Genomic DNA, 16,126 nt, shown 5'->3' on the forward strand with positions numbered 1-16,126 from the left:
CCTGCTCGACAATCGTGTCGCCGACGTTGTCGACGTAATAGGTGTCGTTGCCGTCGCCGCCGGTCATGGTATCGGCACCGAGGCCGCCATCAAGGATGTTGTTGCTGGCGTTGCCGACGATGATGTTGTTCAAGGCGTTACCAATCACCCTGAATTCGCCGACACCGGTCAGCAGCACGTTTTCGACGTTCTGCAGATTGTTCTTGGTCAGGTCGACAAGTGTTTCCAAGCGATTAGGGTTGTAGGTGATGTTCAGAACATCCGTACCCTCGTTGGCATTTTCGACCAATAGGTCAAGCTCGTGGAGGTCGTCAATGTTGTAGACGTCATCGCCTGCACCGCCGATCATCGTATCGATACCAGCGCCGCCGACCAGGATGTTGTTGCCGGCATTGCCGATCAGCACGTTATCTTCAGCGTTGCCGACAGCGTTGATGTTGGCGAAGCCGGTAAGGGTCAGATTTTCGACACTATCGCTCAAGGTGTAGCTGATGGAGGATTGAACGGTATCAATGCCGTTGTTCTTGAACCCGGTCTCGACCACCAGGTCATTGATATTATCGACGACATAGGTGTCGTTGCCCGCACCACCGATCATGGTGTCGGCACCCGCCCCACCGTTGAGGGTATTATTGCCGCTGTTGCCAATCAGGGTGTTGTTGAACCAGTTGCCGGTGCCGTTGATATTGGCGGAGCCCAACAAGGTCAGGTTCTCCAGGTTGTCACCCAGGGTGTAATCGATCGTCGACATGACGGTATCGATTTCTGTCAGCGAAAAATTTTGCTCAATGACCTTGTCGCCGATGTTATCGACATAATAAATATCGTTGCCTGCACCGCCGATCATCGTATCGGCGCCTGTCCCACCATTGAGGATGTTGTTGCCGTTGTTGCCGGTCAGGGTGTTGTCCAGGTCATTGCCGGTCAGATTCAGTGAGGCGTTGCCCAAGAGCAGACCGTCTTCGACGTTGGCTGCCAGGGTATAGCTCGCGGAGGCCTTGACCAGATCATGACCTTCGCCAGTCGCCTCAACGATGATGTCGGCAGCGTTATCGACGGTGTAGATGTCGTCCCCGGTGCCTCCGACCAGTGTGTCGATACCTGCGCCGCCGTCCAGTTGATCATTGCCGGCGCCACCTTGAAGGGTGTTGTTGTAGGCGTTGCCGACCAGGATGTTGTCCAGGTCGTTGCCGACCACGGTGAAGGCACCAGCACCGGTCAACAGTACGTTTTCAACGTTCTGCAGGCTGGTCTGGTTGAGATCGATGACATTGGTCTGCGGTGTGGCGGCGTAGGTGATGTTCAGGACATCTGAACCCTCGTTCGCGTTTTCAACCAGTAGCGCCAGTTCACCGGCCTGATCGATGTTGTACACGTCATTGCCGGCACCACCGATCATGGTGTCCAGGCCCGCTCCGCCGCTCAGCGAGTTGTTGCCGCTGTTGCCGATGAGGATGTTGTTGAGGTTGTTGCCAACCGCATTGATGTTGTCGGTACCGGTCAGGGTCAGGTTTTCAACGTTGGCCCCCAGCGCAAAACCGACAGAGGAGATGACATTGTCGATCTCGTTTGGCACGGTGCTGGTCTCGATCACCGTATCCATGATGTTGTCGACGTAGTAGGTGTCGTTACCGGCGCCCCCGATCATCGTGTCTGCGCCCACGCCACCGTCCATGATGTTGTTGCCGGCATTGCCGGTCAGCACGTTATTCAGTCCGTTACCGGTCGCGTTCAGGTTGCCCCAGCCGGCCAGCGTGAGATTTTCGAGGTTGTTGCCCAAGGTGTAGCTGATCGACGAAATGACAGTGTCGATGCCTGAACCGGCCGTCGCGAGTTCAACGATGGTATCGCCGACGTTATCGACGTAGTAAGTGTCGTTACCGTTACCCCCGGTCATGGCATCGGCACCCGCCATACCGTTAAGGGTGTTATCCAGATCGTTACCGATCAACGTGTCGTTGAAGGCCGAGCCAACGGCATTTTCGATCTTGGCGCCCATCGCAATACCGAGCCCGTCATTGATGGCGGTATTGCTGTTGAGGTCCATGAATGTTTTGCCGATCTGGCTGTAGGCGCCTTCGTTCAGGTTGATCGAGACGGCAGCCAGCTGATTGCTGCCATCGATGGTGTCATTGCCACCGGCATCCCAAATAGTCTCGAAGATCGACTGGTTGGCGTCCCATTTGTAGACGTTGTCACCGGTCTGCCACTGCATGTTGGCGCCATACAGACTCTGAATCGCGATGATGTCGAGGATCATCGGCGTTGTCGGCTGATAGGAATAGTTGCTGTTGTAACTCATCACCGTGAAGTGAACGTCGTCAAACTGCGGATTGAGCAGAGTCTTGTTGGTTGGGCTGGTATCGAATGGGTGTTTGAGACCCAGTGCATGGCCGATTTCATGCACGAAGGTCATGTAGTCGTAAGTGCCTTTGCCCGGATTCGGATCGTTGGTTTGTGGACCGATCCAGACATCGCCGGCAACCGGCGTGTCGTCAGGGAAATAAGCCCACGCTGCGGTCTTGTTATCCATCAGTCGGTAGCCGCCGAAACGCAGATCACCGACGTTGGTCAGCGCATCGCTGGTCAGCGTGAAATTGAGGTTGGCAACCGCACTCCACGAACCCAATGCAGTGATCACCGCATTTTTCTGACCCGACGTCAGTTCATAGAGCGCATTGTATTCATTGTCAGGGCTGTAATTGGTGACGAAGTACGAGGTACCCGGCGCCATGAAGCTATAGCTCAGGTTGGTTGGCCCAAACGGACTCCAGTTCGATCCCAGCCAGTAAGTGCCGGAAATGAGACTGTCGACAAGAGCATTGCCGGTCAGTGAGGAAGGGAAACTGAAGGAGTAAGTCTTGGGCGTCGGCATAGGGATTTCCTGAATACTATGCGGCCCTTCCTGAATGCGACCGCTACAAAAAAGAAGGCGATTTTGCACCAGAATTTATACATTTGACATCATTGGGCCACTATTTTCTGATTGGTGGCGTCAAATTACTGACCTGGCGTTCTATATCGGCCTGTGCAGTAGAATCCTGAGCTAACGCCCTTTGCCGTCTGTCGAGGATTTTCATGTCAGCTGTAACGTCTTCACTCATCCGCGAAACCTTCCCCGTCGGCCCTTTGCAGTGCAACTGCACCATCATCGGCGACCCGATCACCAAGAAAGCCATTGTCGTCGACCCGGGCGGAAACCCCGATCTGATCATGGCGCGCCTGGATGCGTTGGGTCTGAAAGTGGTGAGCATCATCCACACCCACGCACACCTCGATCACTTTCTCGCTTCCGGGCAGATGAAGGAGAAAACTGGCGCGACCCTGCATCTGCACAAGGAAGATCAATTCCTCTGGGACAACCTGGAGATGCAATGCCAGATGTTCGGCGTGCCTTACGTGCCGGTGCCATCGCCGGATCGCTGGTTGAGCGACGATGAGGAGTTGGCCTGTGGCTGCGGCGTGGCGCTGCATACGCCGGGGCATACGCCAGGTTCCATGAGCTTTTGGTTTTCCGAGGCTAAGCTGTTGATTGCCGGCGACACGCTGTTTCGTCGCGGCGTAGGGCGCACGGATTTGTGGGGCGGCGATCAGGCGACCATTGTCCGCTCAATCAAGCAACGGCTGTACACCCTGGATGAAGACGCCACGGTTGTGACTGGCCATGGTCCGGATACGCGTCTGGGCGATGAAATGCGCGAGAACCCGTTTGTGCGTGCCTAAATATTTTGTCACGGGTTGTCGGCGGAATTTTTCGGCATTGTCATGATCCAACGCCCGCACAGGTCCATTGCCAAATGGCCACCATAGAATGCAAAAGTAGGAGCTTTCCATGTTCACCACGCGTCGTTTGATTATTGTCGCTACTGCCGTGGCCGTGCTGTCCGGCTGCGCCTCGCCCAACCCGTATGACAATCAGGGCCAGGCCGACGGCGGCTCGCAAGGCATGAGCAAAACCGCCAAGTACGGTGGTCTCGGCGCTCTGGCGGGAGCTCTGGCCGGTGCCGCCATCGGTCACGACAATCGTGGCAAGGGCGCGCTGATCGGCGCGGCCGTGGTGGGTGCCTCGGCAGCCGGCTACGGTTACTACGCCGACCAGCAAGAGAAAAAACTGCGCGCGAGCATGGCCAACACCGGTGTTGAAGTGCAGCGCCAGGGCGATCAGATCAAGCTGATCATGCCGGGCAATATCACCTTCGCCACCGACTCGGCGAACATCGCTTCCAGCTTCTACCAGCCGCTGAACAACCTCGCGGGCTCGCTGAAGGAATTCAGCCAGAACCAGATTGAAATCGTCGGCTACACCGACAGCACTGGCAGCCGCCAGCACAACATGGACCTGTCGCAGCGTCGTGCGCAGAGCGTGGCGACCTACCTGACCTCTCAAGGCGTCAGCGGTGCCAATCTGTCGGCGCGTGGTGCCGGTCCGGATAACCCGATCGCCAGCAACGGTGACGTCAATGGCCGGGCGCAGAACCGTCGGGTCGAGGTCAACCTGAAGGCGATTCCGGGGCAGCAGTATGGTGCTCCGCAGCAACAACAGCCGGGCACGGTTCAGCAGTATCCGTAAACGATTGCCCGTATGAAAAAATGCCCGATCCGGTGATCGGGCATTTTTGTTCCTGTAGGAGCTGCGGCACGCTGCGATCTTTTGATCTTGGCGGTTAAATACAAGATCACAAGATCAAAAGATCGCAGCCTCGTTTCACTCGACAGCTCCTGCGGGTTTTGGGGGCTGCCAAGTCATCAGATACAAAAAAGCCCCCGGACACTTCACTGTCCGGGGGCTTTTGTTTGCAGCGAAGGCTGATTACTTCTTCAGACCATAATGCTCATCGAGCATCCCCGGTGCATTCGGGGTTTTCGGTGCGTAGTCGCGCGGCGGCTCTTGATCGCGCGGTGGCGTCAGGCGTTCGCGCGGGGTCTGTACCGCGTCGGCGTGCAGCGCGGCGATCAGGCGTTGACGGGTCTGCTCGTCCAGGGCCAGACGGTTGGCGCCCTCGGCGAGATGATCCTGCACTTCCTGATAGCTCTGGGTCAGTTTCTTGACCAGCGTCGCGGTGCTGTTGAAGTGGGTGACCACTTCGTTTTGATAACTGTCGAAACGCTCCTGGATATCATCCAGTTGACGCTGCGTGCGGCTCGGCGCGGCGCTTGGCACAACGCGCGCGATCAGGAATCCAATGGCGACACCCACAACCAGGGCAAGAGTCGGTAACAACCAAACTAAGAGCGAGTGTTCCACGAGTCCTTCCTCTATAAACGGCTTTGCTTTACGTTAACGGCTCGAACCTGCGCTGTATACCGCGATTCACTCGCAATAGATTGGCACAGACAATTTGCTAGACGAGTCGACCCGATTCGAGGTCACGGAGTTCCTTCCTTGCTGATGCGTGAAACCCCTGTAGTGATTGCCGGCCCAGTCGGCCAAATCGAAGCCTTGTACCTCGACAATGAGCAGCCGCGCGGCATCGCGCTGATCTGCCATCCGAACCCGGTGCAGGGCGGCACCATGCTCAACAAGGTCGTCTCGACCCTGCAGCGCACCGCGCGCGACGCCGGTCTGATCACCTTGCGTTTCAACTATCGTGGCGTCGGCGCCAGCGAAGGTTCGCACGACATGGGCACCGGTGAAGTCGACGATGCCCAGGCGGCTGCGGCATGGCTGCGGGAAAAACACCCGGATCTGCCGCTGACCCTGTTCGGTTTCTCCTTTGGCGGATTTGTTGCAGCAAGTCTCGGCGGTCGTCTCGAAGCGCAGGGCGTACAGCTCAAGCACCTGTTCATGGTCGCCCCGGCGGTCATGCGTCTTGGCGAGCAGGATCAACTGCCGCAACACGGCGAACTCACCGTGATCCAGCCGGAAACCGACGAAGTCATCGATCCGCAGCTGGTTTACGACTGGTCGGAAAAACTCCAGCGCCCCCATGAGCTGTTGAAAGTGGCAGAATGCGGACACTTTTTTCATGGCAAGCTGACCGATCTCAAGGATCTGCTCCTGCCGCGTCTCTCGAATTGATTGCAGTCTGACAAGCGATTACCCATGACGAACCGTACCCGTATCCTCACCGGCATCACCACCACCGGCACCCCGCACCTGGGCAACTACGCCGGCGCCATCCGCCCGGCGATCCTTGCCAGCCGTGACAGCAATGCCGATTCGTTCTACTTCCTGGCCGACTACCACGCCCTGATCAAATGCGATGACCCGCTGCGCATCCAGCGCTCGCGTCTGGAAATCGCCGCGACCTGGCTGGCCGGTGGGCTCGATGTCGACCGCGTGACGTTCTACCGCCAGTCCGACATCCCGGAAATCCCTGAACTGACCTGGCTGCTGACCTGCGTTGCCGCCAAGGGCCTGCTCAACCGTGCGCACGCCTACAAGGCGTCGGTGGACAAGAACGTCGAAACCGGTGAAGACCCGGACGCTGGCATCACCATGGGCCTCTACAGCTACCCGGTGCTGATGGCCGCGGACATCCTGATGTTCAACGCGCACAAAGTGCCGGTCGGTCGTGACCAGATCCAGCACGTGGAAATGGCCCGTGATATCGGCCAGCGCTTCAACCACTTGTTCGGTCAGGGCAAAGAATTCTTCACCATGCCCGAAGCGCTGATCGAAGAAAGCGTGGCGACATTGCCAGGCCTCGACGGTCGCAAGATGTCGAAGAGCTACGACAACACCATCCCGTTGTTCTCCAGCGCCAAAGAAATGAAGGACGCGATTTCGCGGATCGTTACTGACTCGAAAGCGCCAGGTGAAGCCAAGGATCCGGACAACTCGCACCTGTTCACCCTGTTCCAGGCGTTCGCCACGCCAGCGCAGGCTGACGAATTCCGCAGCGAACTGCTCGGTGGTCTGGGTTGGGGCGAGGCGAAGAACCGTCTGTTCCAGTTGCTCGACAACGATCTCGGCGAAGCGCGCGACAAGTATCACCAGTTGATCGAGCGCCCGGCTGATCTGGAAGACATTCTGCAAATCGGCGCCAAGAAGGCCCGTGCTGTGGCGACGCCGTTCCTCAACGAACTGCGCGAAGCGGTTGGCCTGCGTTCGTTCGTCAATCAAGTTCAGGTTGCCGCAACCACCAAGAAGAAAGCTGCAAAAGCCGCACGCTTCGTCAGCTTCCGTGAAGACGACGGCAGCTTCCGCTTCCGTCTGCTGGCGGCCGATGGTGAGCAATTGCTGTTGTCGCGCAACTTCGCCGACGGTAAAACCGCAGGGCAAGTGACCAAACAACTGCAGTCCGGCCAACCGCTGGACGTGCGCAGCGAAGACCTGAGTTTCAGCGTCTGGCTGGAAGGCGAGTGTGTCGGCGACAGCCCGGCGTTCGCCGACGCTGTTGCGCGGGACGCGGCCATCGAGGCGTTGCGCATTGCGCTGACCCCGGTTCAGGACTAATCGGCGGCACGGTCCGACCAAGGGCCGATTGCCATTCCCACGGGCCGTCGCTACAGTGACGGCCCGTTTTTGTTGCCTTGCTAACGAATTATGACGCCCCTAGAACGATACCAAGCTGATCTGAAACGCCCGGACTTCTTCCATGACGCCGCGCAGGAAACTGCTGTGCGTCATTTGCAGCGTCTGTACGACGATCTGATCGCGGCTGATCAGAACAAGCCAGGTCTGCTGAGCAAACTGTTTGGCAAAAAGGATCAGACGCCGGTCAAGGGTCTGTATTTCTGGGGCGGCGTAGGTCGCGGCAAAACTTACCTGGTCGACACCTTCTTCGAAGCGCTGCCGTTCAAGGAAAAGACCCGCACCCACTTCCACCGCTTCATGAAGCGCGTGCACGAAGAGATGAAGACCCTCGGCGGCGAGAAAAACCCGCTGACCATCATTGCCAAGCGTTTCTCCGACGAGTCGCGGGTGATCTGCTTCGATGAATTCTTTGTTTCCGACATCACCGACGCAATGATCCTCGGCACGTTGATGGAAGAACTGTTCAAAAATGGCGTGACCCTGGTCGCGACCTCGAACATCGTCCCGGACGGACTGTACAAGGACGGCCTGCAACGCGCGCGTTTCCTGCCGGCCATCGCGCTGATCAAGCAGAACACCGAGATCGTCAACGTCGACAGCGGTGTCGACTACCGTCTGCGTCACCTCGAACAAGCGGAGCTGTTCCACTTCCCGCTCGACGAAGCGTCCCACGAAAGCCTGCGCAAGAGCTTCCGCGCGCTGACGCCGGAGTGCACTGCGGCGGTCGAGAACGATGTGCTGATCATCGAAAACCGTGAGATTCGTGCCCTGCGCACTTGTGATGACGTGGCCTGGTTCGACTTCCGCGAACTGTGCGACGGCCCGCGTAGCCAGAACGATTACATCGAACTGGGCAAAATCTTCCACGCCGTGCTGCTTAGCGGTGTCGAGCAGATGAGCGTCACCACTGACGACATCGCTCGCCGCTTTATCAACATGGTCGACGAGTTCTACGACCGTAACGTCAAGCTGATCATTTCTGCTGAAGTCGAGCTGAAGGATCTGTACACCGGCGGCCGCTTGAATTTCGAATTCCAGCGCACGCTGAGCCGTCTGCTGGAAATGCAATCGCACGAATTCCTGTCGCGGGCGCACAAGCCTTAAGCGGATTTCGGCATAAAAATCCGAATGTACTGTGATCCCTGTGGGAGCTGGCTTGCCAGCGATAGCGGTTCGTCAGAGAAATAAGTATCACCTGACACGATGCCATCGCTGGCAAGCCAGCTCCCACAGGGTTTGTGTGTGGACAGAGGGTTAGGCAGCCTGTTGGAACTGCTGCCGATACTGGTTCGGCGACAGCTCGGTGTGCTGGCGGAACAACCGCGCAAAGAAGCTCGCGTCGTCGTAACCGACCTCATAACTGATGGTCTTGATGCTCTTGCGGCTACCGGACAACAGGCCCTTGGCCGTCTCGATACGCAGGCGTTGCAGGTAATGCAGGGGCTTGTCGCCAGTCGCAGTCTGGAAGCGACGCATGAAGTTACGAATGCTCATGCCATGCTCGCGCGCCACATCTTCGAAGCGGAATTTGTCGGCGAAGTGCTCTTCAAGCCAATGCTGAATCTGCAGGATGATCACGTCCTGATGCAGCTTCTGCCCGCCAAAACCAATGCGCCCCGGGGAGTAATTGCGCTGCACTTCGTAAAGGATGTCGCGGGCCACGGCCTGGGCGACGTTGGCCCCGCAGAAGCGCTCGATCAGATAAATGTAAAGGTCGCAGGCTGATGTGGTGCCGCCGGCGCAATAGAGATTGTCAGCGTCGGTCAGGTGCTTGTCCTGATTGAGGTGCACCCGGGGGAAACGCTCGGCGAAGGCATTGAAGAAACGCCAGTAGGTGGTCGCCTCCTTGCCATTGAGCAATCCGGCCTCGGCCAGCCAGAACACGCCGGTGGCTTCGCCGCACAGTACCGCGCCGCGAGCGTGTTGTTCGCGCAGCCAGGGCAGGATTTGTGGGTAACGGCTGCATAACGTATCGAAGTCATCCCAGAACGCCGGGAGGATGATGATATCGGTGTTTTCCAGACCGCCGTCCACCGGGATGACTACGTCACTGAAGCTTTTCACCGGTTTGCCGTCGGGGCTGACGAGGCGCGTTTCAAACGCCGGCGTCAGGCCGTGGCCCAGTTGCTTGCCGTAACGCAGGCTCGCCACATGGAAAAAATCCTTGGCTTGCATGAGGGTGAAGGCGAAAACCTGGTCGATCGCCAGGATGCTGACGCGCCGCAAGGGCGTGGAGACTTGCTTGGACATAATTCAACTTTTGTTTTGTTTTTATAAGGGAAAGTGGTCACCAGACGGCTGGATCGTCTTATTTTTTGTCGGATGTGTCCAGTGTCCTGTGTCGGAGGGGAGGCATAGTCTCTGAGGGTCATCTCCCTCCAACAAGAAACAAAGGTGCCGCATGATTCCCAGAACCTTGTTCAGCTCCGAGCACGAATTATTTCGCGACAGCGTACGAACCTTCCTCGAAAAAGAGGCCGTGCCGTTCCATGCGCAGTGGGAGAAACAAGGCCACATCGACCGTAATCTGTGGAACAAGGCAGGGGAGGCGGGGATGCTCTGCTCGCATCTGCCGGAGGAATACGGCGGGTTGGGGGCGGACTTTTTGTACAGCGCTGTGGTGATTGAGGAGGTCGGCCGGCTCGGTCTGACCGGCATCGGTTTCTCGCTGCATTCCGATATTGTTGCTCCTTACATCCTGCACTACGGCAGTGAGGCGCTGAAGCATAAGTACCTGCCGAAACTGGTCTCGGGCGAAATGGTCACGGCCATCGCCATGACCGAGCCGGGTGCCGGTTCCGACCTGCAAGGCGTGAAAACCACTGCCGTGCTCGACGGTGACGAATACGTGATCAATGGCTCGAAAACTTTCATCACCAACGGCTTTCTCGCCGATCTGGTGATCGTCGTCGCCAAGACCGATCCCAAGGCCGGCGCCAAGGGCACCAGCCTGTTTCTGGTCGAGGCCAATACGCCGGGCTTCGAAAAGGGCAAACGCCTGGAGAAGGTCGGCATGAAGGCGCAGGACACCTCGGAATTGTTCTTCCAGGACGTGCGCGTGCCCAAGGAAAACCTGCTGGGGCAGGCGGGAGCAGGGTTTGCCTATCTGATGCAGGAGTTGCCGCAGGAACGCCTGACGGTAGCGATTGGCGGGCTGGCCTCAGCGGAAGCGGCGTTGCAGTGGACGCTGGATTACACCCGTGATCGCAAAGCCTTCGGCAAGGCAATTGCCGATTTCCAGAATACCCGTTTCAAGCTAGCCGAGATGGCCACTGAAATTCAGATCGGCCGAGTCTTCGTCGACAAATGTCTGGAACTGCACCTGCAAGGCAAGCTCGATGTGCCGACGGCCGCGATGGCCAAATACTGGGGCACCGACCTGCAATGCAAGGTGCTCGACGAGTGCGTTCAGTTGCATGGCGGTTACGGCTTCATGTGGGAATACCCGGTGGCCCGGGCGTGGGCGGATGCGCGCGTACAGCGGATTTATGCCGGTACCAATGAAATCATGAAAGAGATCATTGCGCGGTCACTCTGATGTTGTGGTGAGGCGGCGGGCGCCTTCGTAGGCAAGCCTTGCTCCTACGGGATTTTGATTCTCTGTAGGAGCAAGGCTTGCCCGCGAAGCTTTTAGCGGCTGATCAAGGCGCTGGGTTCGGATGATCCTTGTGAATCGCCTCAATCCCTTCCAGCACTTCATCGGAAAGCTTCAGATCGAAACTGGCGATGTTGCTGTCCAGTTGCTCAAGCGTCGTCGCGCCAATGATGTTGCTGGTGACGAACGGTTGCTGGGTCACGAACGCCAACGCCATCTGCGCCGGATCAAGGCCGTGCTCACGGGCCAGTGCGACGTAACGGCTGCAGGCTGCTTCCGATTGCGCGTTGAAATAGCGGCTGAAGCGGCTATAGAGGCTCAGGCGGCCTTTCGGCGGACGTGCGCCACCTTCGTACTTGCCTGAGAGGAAACCGAACGCCAGCGGCGAATAAGCGAGCAAGCCGCACTGTTCGCGGATGGCGATTTCCGCCAGGCCCACTTCAAAACTGCGGTTGAGCAGGTTGTACGGGTTCTGGATCGACACCGCGCGCGGCCAGCCACGGGCTTCGGCCAGTGCGAGAAAACGCATGGTGCCCCACGGTGTCTCGTTGGACAGGCCGATGTGGCGGATCTTGCCGGCCTTCACTTGCTCGTCGAGTGCTTCGAGCGTGTCTTCCAGCGGGGTGAGGTTGGCTTCGATCTTGTGCTTGTAGCCCAGTTGTCCGAAAAAGTTGGTGCTGCGTTCCGGCCAGTGCAATTGATACAGGTCGATGTAGTCGGTTTGCAGGCGCTCGAGGCTGGCATCCACTGCGGCGGTGATGTGCTGGCGGTTGTGGCGCAGGTTTTTGTCGCGGATGTAGTCGATGGTGTTGCCCGGGCCGGCGATTTTGCTGGCGAGGATCCAGTCGGCGCGATCACCGCGGCTTTTGAAGTAATTGCCGATGTAGCGCTCGGTGGTGGCGTAGGTTTCGGCTTTCGGCGGCACCGGGTACATCTCGGCGGTGTCGATGAAATTGATCCCGGCTTCCTTGGCGCGTTCGATCTGCGCGAAGGCTTCAGCTTCAGTGTTTTGCTCGCCCCAAGTCATGGTGCCGAGGCAGATTGCACTCACGTTCAGGTCGGTACGGCCTAGCTGGCGATAGTCCATCGGGTGCTCCTTGGGCAAAACAATCATAAAAGCAGGTTGAAATATTTTTCGCAATCTGCATAATTGCCGACCTCTTTCTGCAGTGGAAGTGATGCGCCGCCGCCGAAGAATCTTGCCGTTGAACGGACGCGCCGACCCGAGCCCCCGAAAGCGTCTGTATCCGGCTGCCTTTGACTTGTCAAAGTACGCACTATTCAGTAAGATCCGCCGTCTAATTTACAGGGCGGCCCCTGAGGCTATAAAGAATGAAAACTTTTACTGCTAAACCAGAAACAGTAAAGCGCGACTGGTTTGTCGTCGACGCTGCTGGTCAGACCCTGGGTCGTCTGGCCACCGAAATCGCGAGCCGTCTGCGTGGCAAGCACAAGCCTGAGTACACTCCTCACGTTGACACCGGCGACTACATCGTCGTAATCAACGCTGAGCAGATTCGTGTTACCGGTGCTAAAACCACTGACAAAATGTACTACTCCCACTCCGGTTTCCCGGGCGGCATCAAGTCGATCAACTTTGAAAAGCTGATCGCTAAAGCCCCTGAGCGCGTGATCGAGACCGCGGTTAAAGGCATGCTGCCTAAAAACCCACTGGGTCGCGACATGTACCGTAAGCTGAAAGTCTATGCGGGCGCTGCACACCCACATACTGCTCAGCAGCCCCAAGAACTGAAGTTTTAACGGAATAGTACATTATGTCGGCGACTCAAAATTACGGCACTGGCCGTCGCAAGACCGCAACCGCACGCGTTTTCCTGCGTCCGGGTACTGGTAACATCTCCATCAACAACCGTTCGCTGGAAAACTTCTTCGGCCGCGAAACTGCCCGCATGGTAGTTCGCCAGCCGCTGGAGCTGACTGAGACTGTCGAGAAGTTCGACATCTACGTCACCGTGATCGGCGGTGGTGTAAGTGGTCAAGCTGGCGCAATCCGCCACGGCATCACTCGCGCTCTGATGGACTACGACGAAACCCTGCGTGGCGCTCTGCGCAAAGCTGGCTTCGTTACTCGCGACGCCCGTGAAGTTGAACGTAAGAAAGTTGGTCTGCGTAAAGCGCGTAAGCGTCCGCAGTACTCGAAGCGTTAATTCCGCTTCCACGTTCAAAAAGAACGCCCGCCTCCTCACGGAAGCGGGCGTTTTTTTATGCCTGTGATTTATCAAAGAATTGCGCTGCGACAACTTGCCACTTCCGTAGACCCCCTATACTGCAAGGCTTGAGGGTAAGAGCTCCGGGTAATTCCCTTGTCAGAATTGGGGCTTTTCATTACCATTCGGCAAAATTTTTATAAGTAACATTGATTTATTTAGTAGATGCCTGATTTAACAGGCCACAAAAGCTGATGGGAGAGGACTGAATGAGCAATGACGGCGTGAATGCAGGCCGGCGTCGCTTCTTGGTAGCAGCCACATCCGTGGTGGGTGCTGCAGGAGCGGTGGGGGCTGCGGTCCCGTTCGTGGGGTCATGGTTTCCCAGTGCCAAGGCGAAAGCCGCCGGTGCACCGGTGAAAGTGAATGTCAGCAAGATCGAGCCAGGACAGCAGATGATTGCTGAGTGGCGCGGCCAGCCGGTGTTCATTGTCCGCCGTACTGCGGAAATCCTGGGGAATCTCAAGAAGATCGAGGGCCAACTCTCCGATCCAACTTCCAAAAACTCCACGCAACCCACCTATGTCGACCCTGAAGTGCGATCGATCAAGCCAGAAATTCTGCTGCTGATCGGGATCTGCACACACCTGGGTTGCTCACCGACCTTCCGTCCCGAAGTGGCACCTGCGGATCTGGGCAAAGACTGGGTAGGCGGTTATTTCTGCCCTTGCCACGGTTCCCACTACGATCTGGCTGGCCGCGTCTACAAGTCGCAACCTGCGCCTTTGAACCTGCCAGTTCCCCCGCATTCCTATGAGACCGATGACCTGATTGTCATTGGCGTCGATACGGAGAAAGCGTGATGAGCAAGTTCATGGATTGGGTTGATGCGCGCTTCCCCGCGACCAAAATGTGGGAAGACCATCTCAGCAAGTATTACGCGCCAAAAAACTTCAACTTCTTCTATTTCTTCGGCTCGCTGGCGTTGCTGGTGTTGGTCAACCAGATCGTCACCGGCGTCTGGCTGACAATGAGCTACACGCCGTCGGCGGAAGAAGCCTTCGCCTCCGTTGAATACATCATGCGTGACGTCGAGTACGGCTCGATCCTGCGTCTGCTGCACTCGACCGGTGCCTCGGCATTTTTCATCGTGGTTTATCTGCACATGTTCCGTGGTCTGCTCTACGGTTCGTACCAGAAACCGCGTGAGCTGGTCTGGGTCTTCGGCATGCTGATCTACTTGGCGCTGATGGCTGAAGCGTTCATGGGTTACCTGCTGCCATGGGGCCAGATGTCGTACTGGGGTGCCCAGGTGATCATCTCGCTGTTTGGTGCGATTCCGGTCATCGGTAACGACCTGACTCAGTGGATTCGTGGTGACTACCTGATCTCGGGGATCACCCTGAACCGCTTCTTCGCCTTGCACGTTGTGGCGCTGCCGATCGTGATTCTCGGTCTGGTGGTACTGCACATTCTGGCGCTGCACGAAGTCGGCTCGAACAACCCTGATGGCGTCGACATCAAGAAGCACAAAGATGAAAACGGCATCCCGCTGGACGGCATCGCCTTCCACCCGTACTACACCGTGAAAGACATTGTCGGTGTCGTGGTGTTCCTGTTTATCTTCTGCTTTATTGTGTTCTTCTTCCCGGAAATGGGCGGCTACTTCCTCGAAAAACCAAACTTTGAGCAAGCCAACCCGTTCAAGACTCCAGAGCATATTGCGCCGGTCTGGTACTTCACACCGTTCTACGCAATCCTGCGCGCGATCCCGGACAAACTCATGGGCGTTATCGCCATGGGCGCGGCGATTGCGGTGTTGTTTGTGTTGCCGTGGCTGGATCGCAGCCCAGTTAAATCGATGCGCTACAAAGGCTGGATGAGCAAAATCTGGCTGGTGGTGTTCTGCATTTCGTTCGTCATCCTCGGCATTCTCGGTGTGCTTGCGCCGACGCCGGAGCGAACCTTGCTGTCGCAGGTCTGCACCTTCCTGTACTTCGCTTACTTCATTCTGATGCCGTTCTACACCAGGCTCGAGAAGACCAAAAAGGTTCCGGAAAGGGTGACTGGCTGATGAAAAAGTTATTTTTTGCTCTGATTTTTGCTGCGTTGCCTGTCTTGTCGTTCGCTGCTGAACACGGTGGTCCGGAGCTGGAAAAAGTCGACATTGACGTCTCCGATAAAGCGGCCCTGCAGGACGGTGCGCGTACTTTCGCCAACTATTGCATGGGTTGCCACAGTGCCAAGTTCCAGCGTTACGAGCGCGTTGCCGATGACCTCGGTGTGTCGCACGAATTGATGCTGGAGAAGCTGGTGTTCACCGGTGCGAAGATCGGCGATCACATGACCATCGGCATGCAGCCAACCGACGCCAAAACCTGGTTCGGCGCAGCGCCACCAGACCTGACGCTGGTTGCCCGCGTGCGTGGCACTGACTGGCTCTACGGTTACCTGAAGTCGTTCTACGAAGATCCTGCACGCCCTTGGGGTGTGAACAACAAGGTCTTCCCGAACGTCGGCATGCCTAACGTGCTGGTCGGTCTGCAAGGTCGTCAGGTCGTGGGCTGCAAACAGGTGCAGATCGTCGAAGACGGCAAGAAGCAATATGACCCGCTGACCGGCACGCCGCTGACCCATGAAGCGTGCGATCAATTGACCATCGTGCCGAAATCCGGTGCTCTGAACGAAGAGCAGTTCGATGAGAAGGTCAAGAATCTGGTAACCTTCCTGGCTTACTCGGCTAACCCGGTTAAGCTGCAACATCAGCGCATCGGTACTTACGTCTTGCTGTACTTGGCGTTCTTCTTTGTGTTCGCCTACCTGCTCAAGCGTGAATACTGGAAAGACGTGCACTGATACGCTTCAAGCATTGCTGTTAATCGC

15 protein-coding genes are annotated in these 16,126 nt (G+C 57.2%); 11 read left to right on the forward strand and 4 right to left on the reverse strand.

What is annotated here, in order from left to right:
- Positions 1-2,875, reverse strand: a 2,875-nt coding sequence (locus EJA70_RS15870) for a M10 family metallopeptidase (protein WP_256677691.1), incomplete at its 3' end; no start/stop codon positions are given.
- Positions 2,876-3,078: 203 nt separating this feature from the next.
- On the opposite strand from EJA70_RS15870, the gene EJA70_RS15875 reads away from it, so the two are divergent.
- Both EJA70_RS15875 and EJA70_RS15880 read left to right on the forward strand, forming a co-directional pair.
- The gene (locus EJA70_RS15875) at positions 3,079-3,723 is read left to right on the forward strand and encodes an MBL fold metallo-hydrolase (protein WP_158831916.1); all 645 of its coding nucleotides are present in this window, start codon (positions 3,079-3,081) and stop codon (positions 3,721-3,723) included.
- Between the two features lie 109 nt (positions 3,724-3,832).
- A complete protein-coding gene (locus tag EJA70_RS15880) occupies positions 3,833-4,570 on the forward strand; it encodes an OmpA family protein (protein WP_158831918.1) in 738 nt (245 codons plus the stop codon).
- Between the two features lie 240 nt (positions 4,571-4,810).
- Here the strand turns inward: EJA70_RS15880 and EJA70_RS15885 are convergent, their stop codons facing one another.
- Complete coding sequence (locus EJA70_RS15885; RefSeq protein ID WP_008086953.1) at positions 4,811-5,245, reverse strand: YhcB family protein; 435 nt, start codon at positions 5,243-5,245, stop codon at positions 4,811-4,813.
- A gap of 144 nt (positions 5,246-5,389) precedes the next feature.
- On the opposite strand from EJA70_RS15885, the gene EJA70_RS15890 reads away from it, so the two are divergent.
- The 3 genes from EJA70_RS15890 (at position 5,390) to zapE (ending at position 8,584) form a co-directional block, all read left to right on the forward strand.
- The gene (locus EJA70_RS15890; RefSeq protein WP_158831920.1) at positions 5,390-6,019 is read left to right on the forward strand and encodes an alpha/beta hydrolase; all 630 of its coding nucleotides are present in this window, start codon (positions 5,390-5,392) and stop codon (positions 6,017-6,019) included.
- A 24-nt stretch (positions 6,020-6,043) separates the two neighbouring features.
- On the forward strand, positions 6,044-7,399 hold the full coding sequence (locus EJA70_RS15895) for a tryptophan--tRNA ligase (protein WP_158831922.1): 1,356 nt from the start codon (positions 6,044-6,046) through the stop codon (positions 7,397-7,399).
- A gap of 90 nt (positions 7,400-7,489) precedes the next feature.
- Positions 7,490-8,584, forward strand: coding sequence for a cell division protein ZapE (gene zapE / locus EJA70_RS15900; protein WP_045123300.1), 1,095 nt, complete (start codon positions 7,490-7,492; stop codon positions 8,582-8,584).
- A gap of 150 nt (positions 8,585-8,734) precedes the next feature.
- Here zapE and EJA70_RS15905 read toward each other — a convergent pair whose 3' ends face one another.
- Positions 8,735-9,631: a GlxA family transcriptional regulator gene (locus tag EJA70_RS15905; protein ID WP_177323306.1), complete on the reverse strand. Its 897-nt coding sequence runs from the start codon at positions 9,629-9,631 to the stop codon at positions 8,735-8,737.
- Positions 9,632-9,881: 250 nt separating this feature from the next.
- Here EJA70_RS15905 and EJA70_RS15910 point away from each other — a divergent pair, with 250 nt between their 5' ends.
- Positions 9,882-11,018 carry an acyl-CoA dehydrogenase family protein gene (locus tag EJA70_RS15910; RefSeq protein ID WP_158831924.1) on the forward strand — a complete coding sequence of 379 codons (1,137 nt, stop codon included), beginning with the start codon at positions 9,882-9,884 and terminating at the stop codon, positions 11,016-11,018.
- 103 nt (positions 11,019-11,121) lie between these two features.
- On the opposite strand, the gene EJA70_RS15915 is transcribed toward EJA70_RS15910, so the two are convergent.
- Positions 11,122-12,162: an NADP(H)-dependent aldo-keto reductase gene (locus EJA70_RS15915; protein WP_008080271.1), complete on the reverse strand. Its 1,041-nt coding sequence runs from the start codon at positions 12,160-12,162 to the stop codon at positions 11,122-11,124.
- A 245-nt stretch (positions 12,163-12,407) separates the two neighbouring features.
- On the opposite strand from EJA70_RS15915, the gene rplM reads away from it, so the two are divergent.
- The 5 genes from rplM to EJA70_RS15940 all read left to right on the forward strand — a co-directional run bounded on the left by rplM (position 12,408) and on the right by EJA70_RS15940 (position 16,099).
- On the forward strand, positions 12,408-12,836 hold the full coding sequence (gene rplM / locus EJA70_RS15920; protein ID WP_007917032.1) for a 50S ribosomal protein L13: 429 nt from the start codon (positions 12,408-12,410) through the stop codon (positions 12,834-12,836).
- Between the two features lie 14 nt (positions 12,837-12,850).
- The gene (gene rpsI / locus EJA70_RS15925) at positions 12,851-13,243 is read left to right on the forward strand and encodes a 30S ribosomal protein S9 (RefSeq protein WP_008080273.1); all 393 of its coding nucleotides are present in this window, start codon (positions 12,851-12,853) and stop codon (positions 13,241-13,243) included.
- A 269-nt stretch (positions 13,244-13,512) separates the two neighbouring features.
- Positions 13,513-14,106, forward strand: coding sequence for a ubiquinol-cytochrome c reductase iron-sulfur subunit (gene petA / locus EJA70_RS15930; RefSeq protein WP_003228055.1), 594 nt, complete (start codon positions 13,513-13,515; stop codon positions 14,104-14,106).
- Positions 14,106-15,317, forward strand: coding sequence for a cytochrome bc complex cytochrome b subunit (locus tag EJA70_RS15935; RefSeq protein WP_008080276.1), 1,212 nt, complete (start codon positions 14,106-14,108; stop codon positions 15,315-15,317). Before petA ends, EJA70_RS15935 begins: the two co-directional genes overlap by 1 nt.
- Positions 15,317-16,099: a cytochrome c1 gene (locus tag EJA70_RS15940; protein WP_158831926.1), complete on the forward strand. Its 783-nt coding sequence runs from the start codon at positions 15,317-15,319 to the stop codon at positions 16,097-16,099. Before EJA70_RS15935 ends, EJA70_RS15940 begins: the two co-directional genes overlap by 1 nt.
- The last annotated feature ends 27 nt before the right edge of the window (positions 16,100-16,126 follow it).

This window comes from Pseudomonas sp. PB103, assembly GCF_009764635.1.
Taxonomy (GTDB): Bacteria; Pseudomonadota; Gammaproteobacteria; order Pseudomonadales; family Pseudomonadaceae; genus Aquipseudomonas.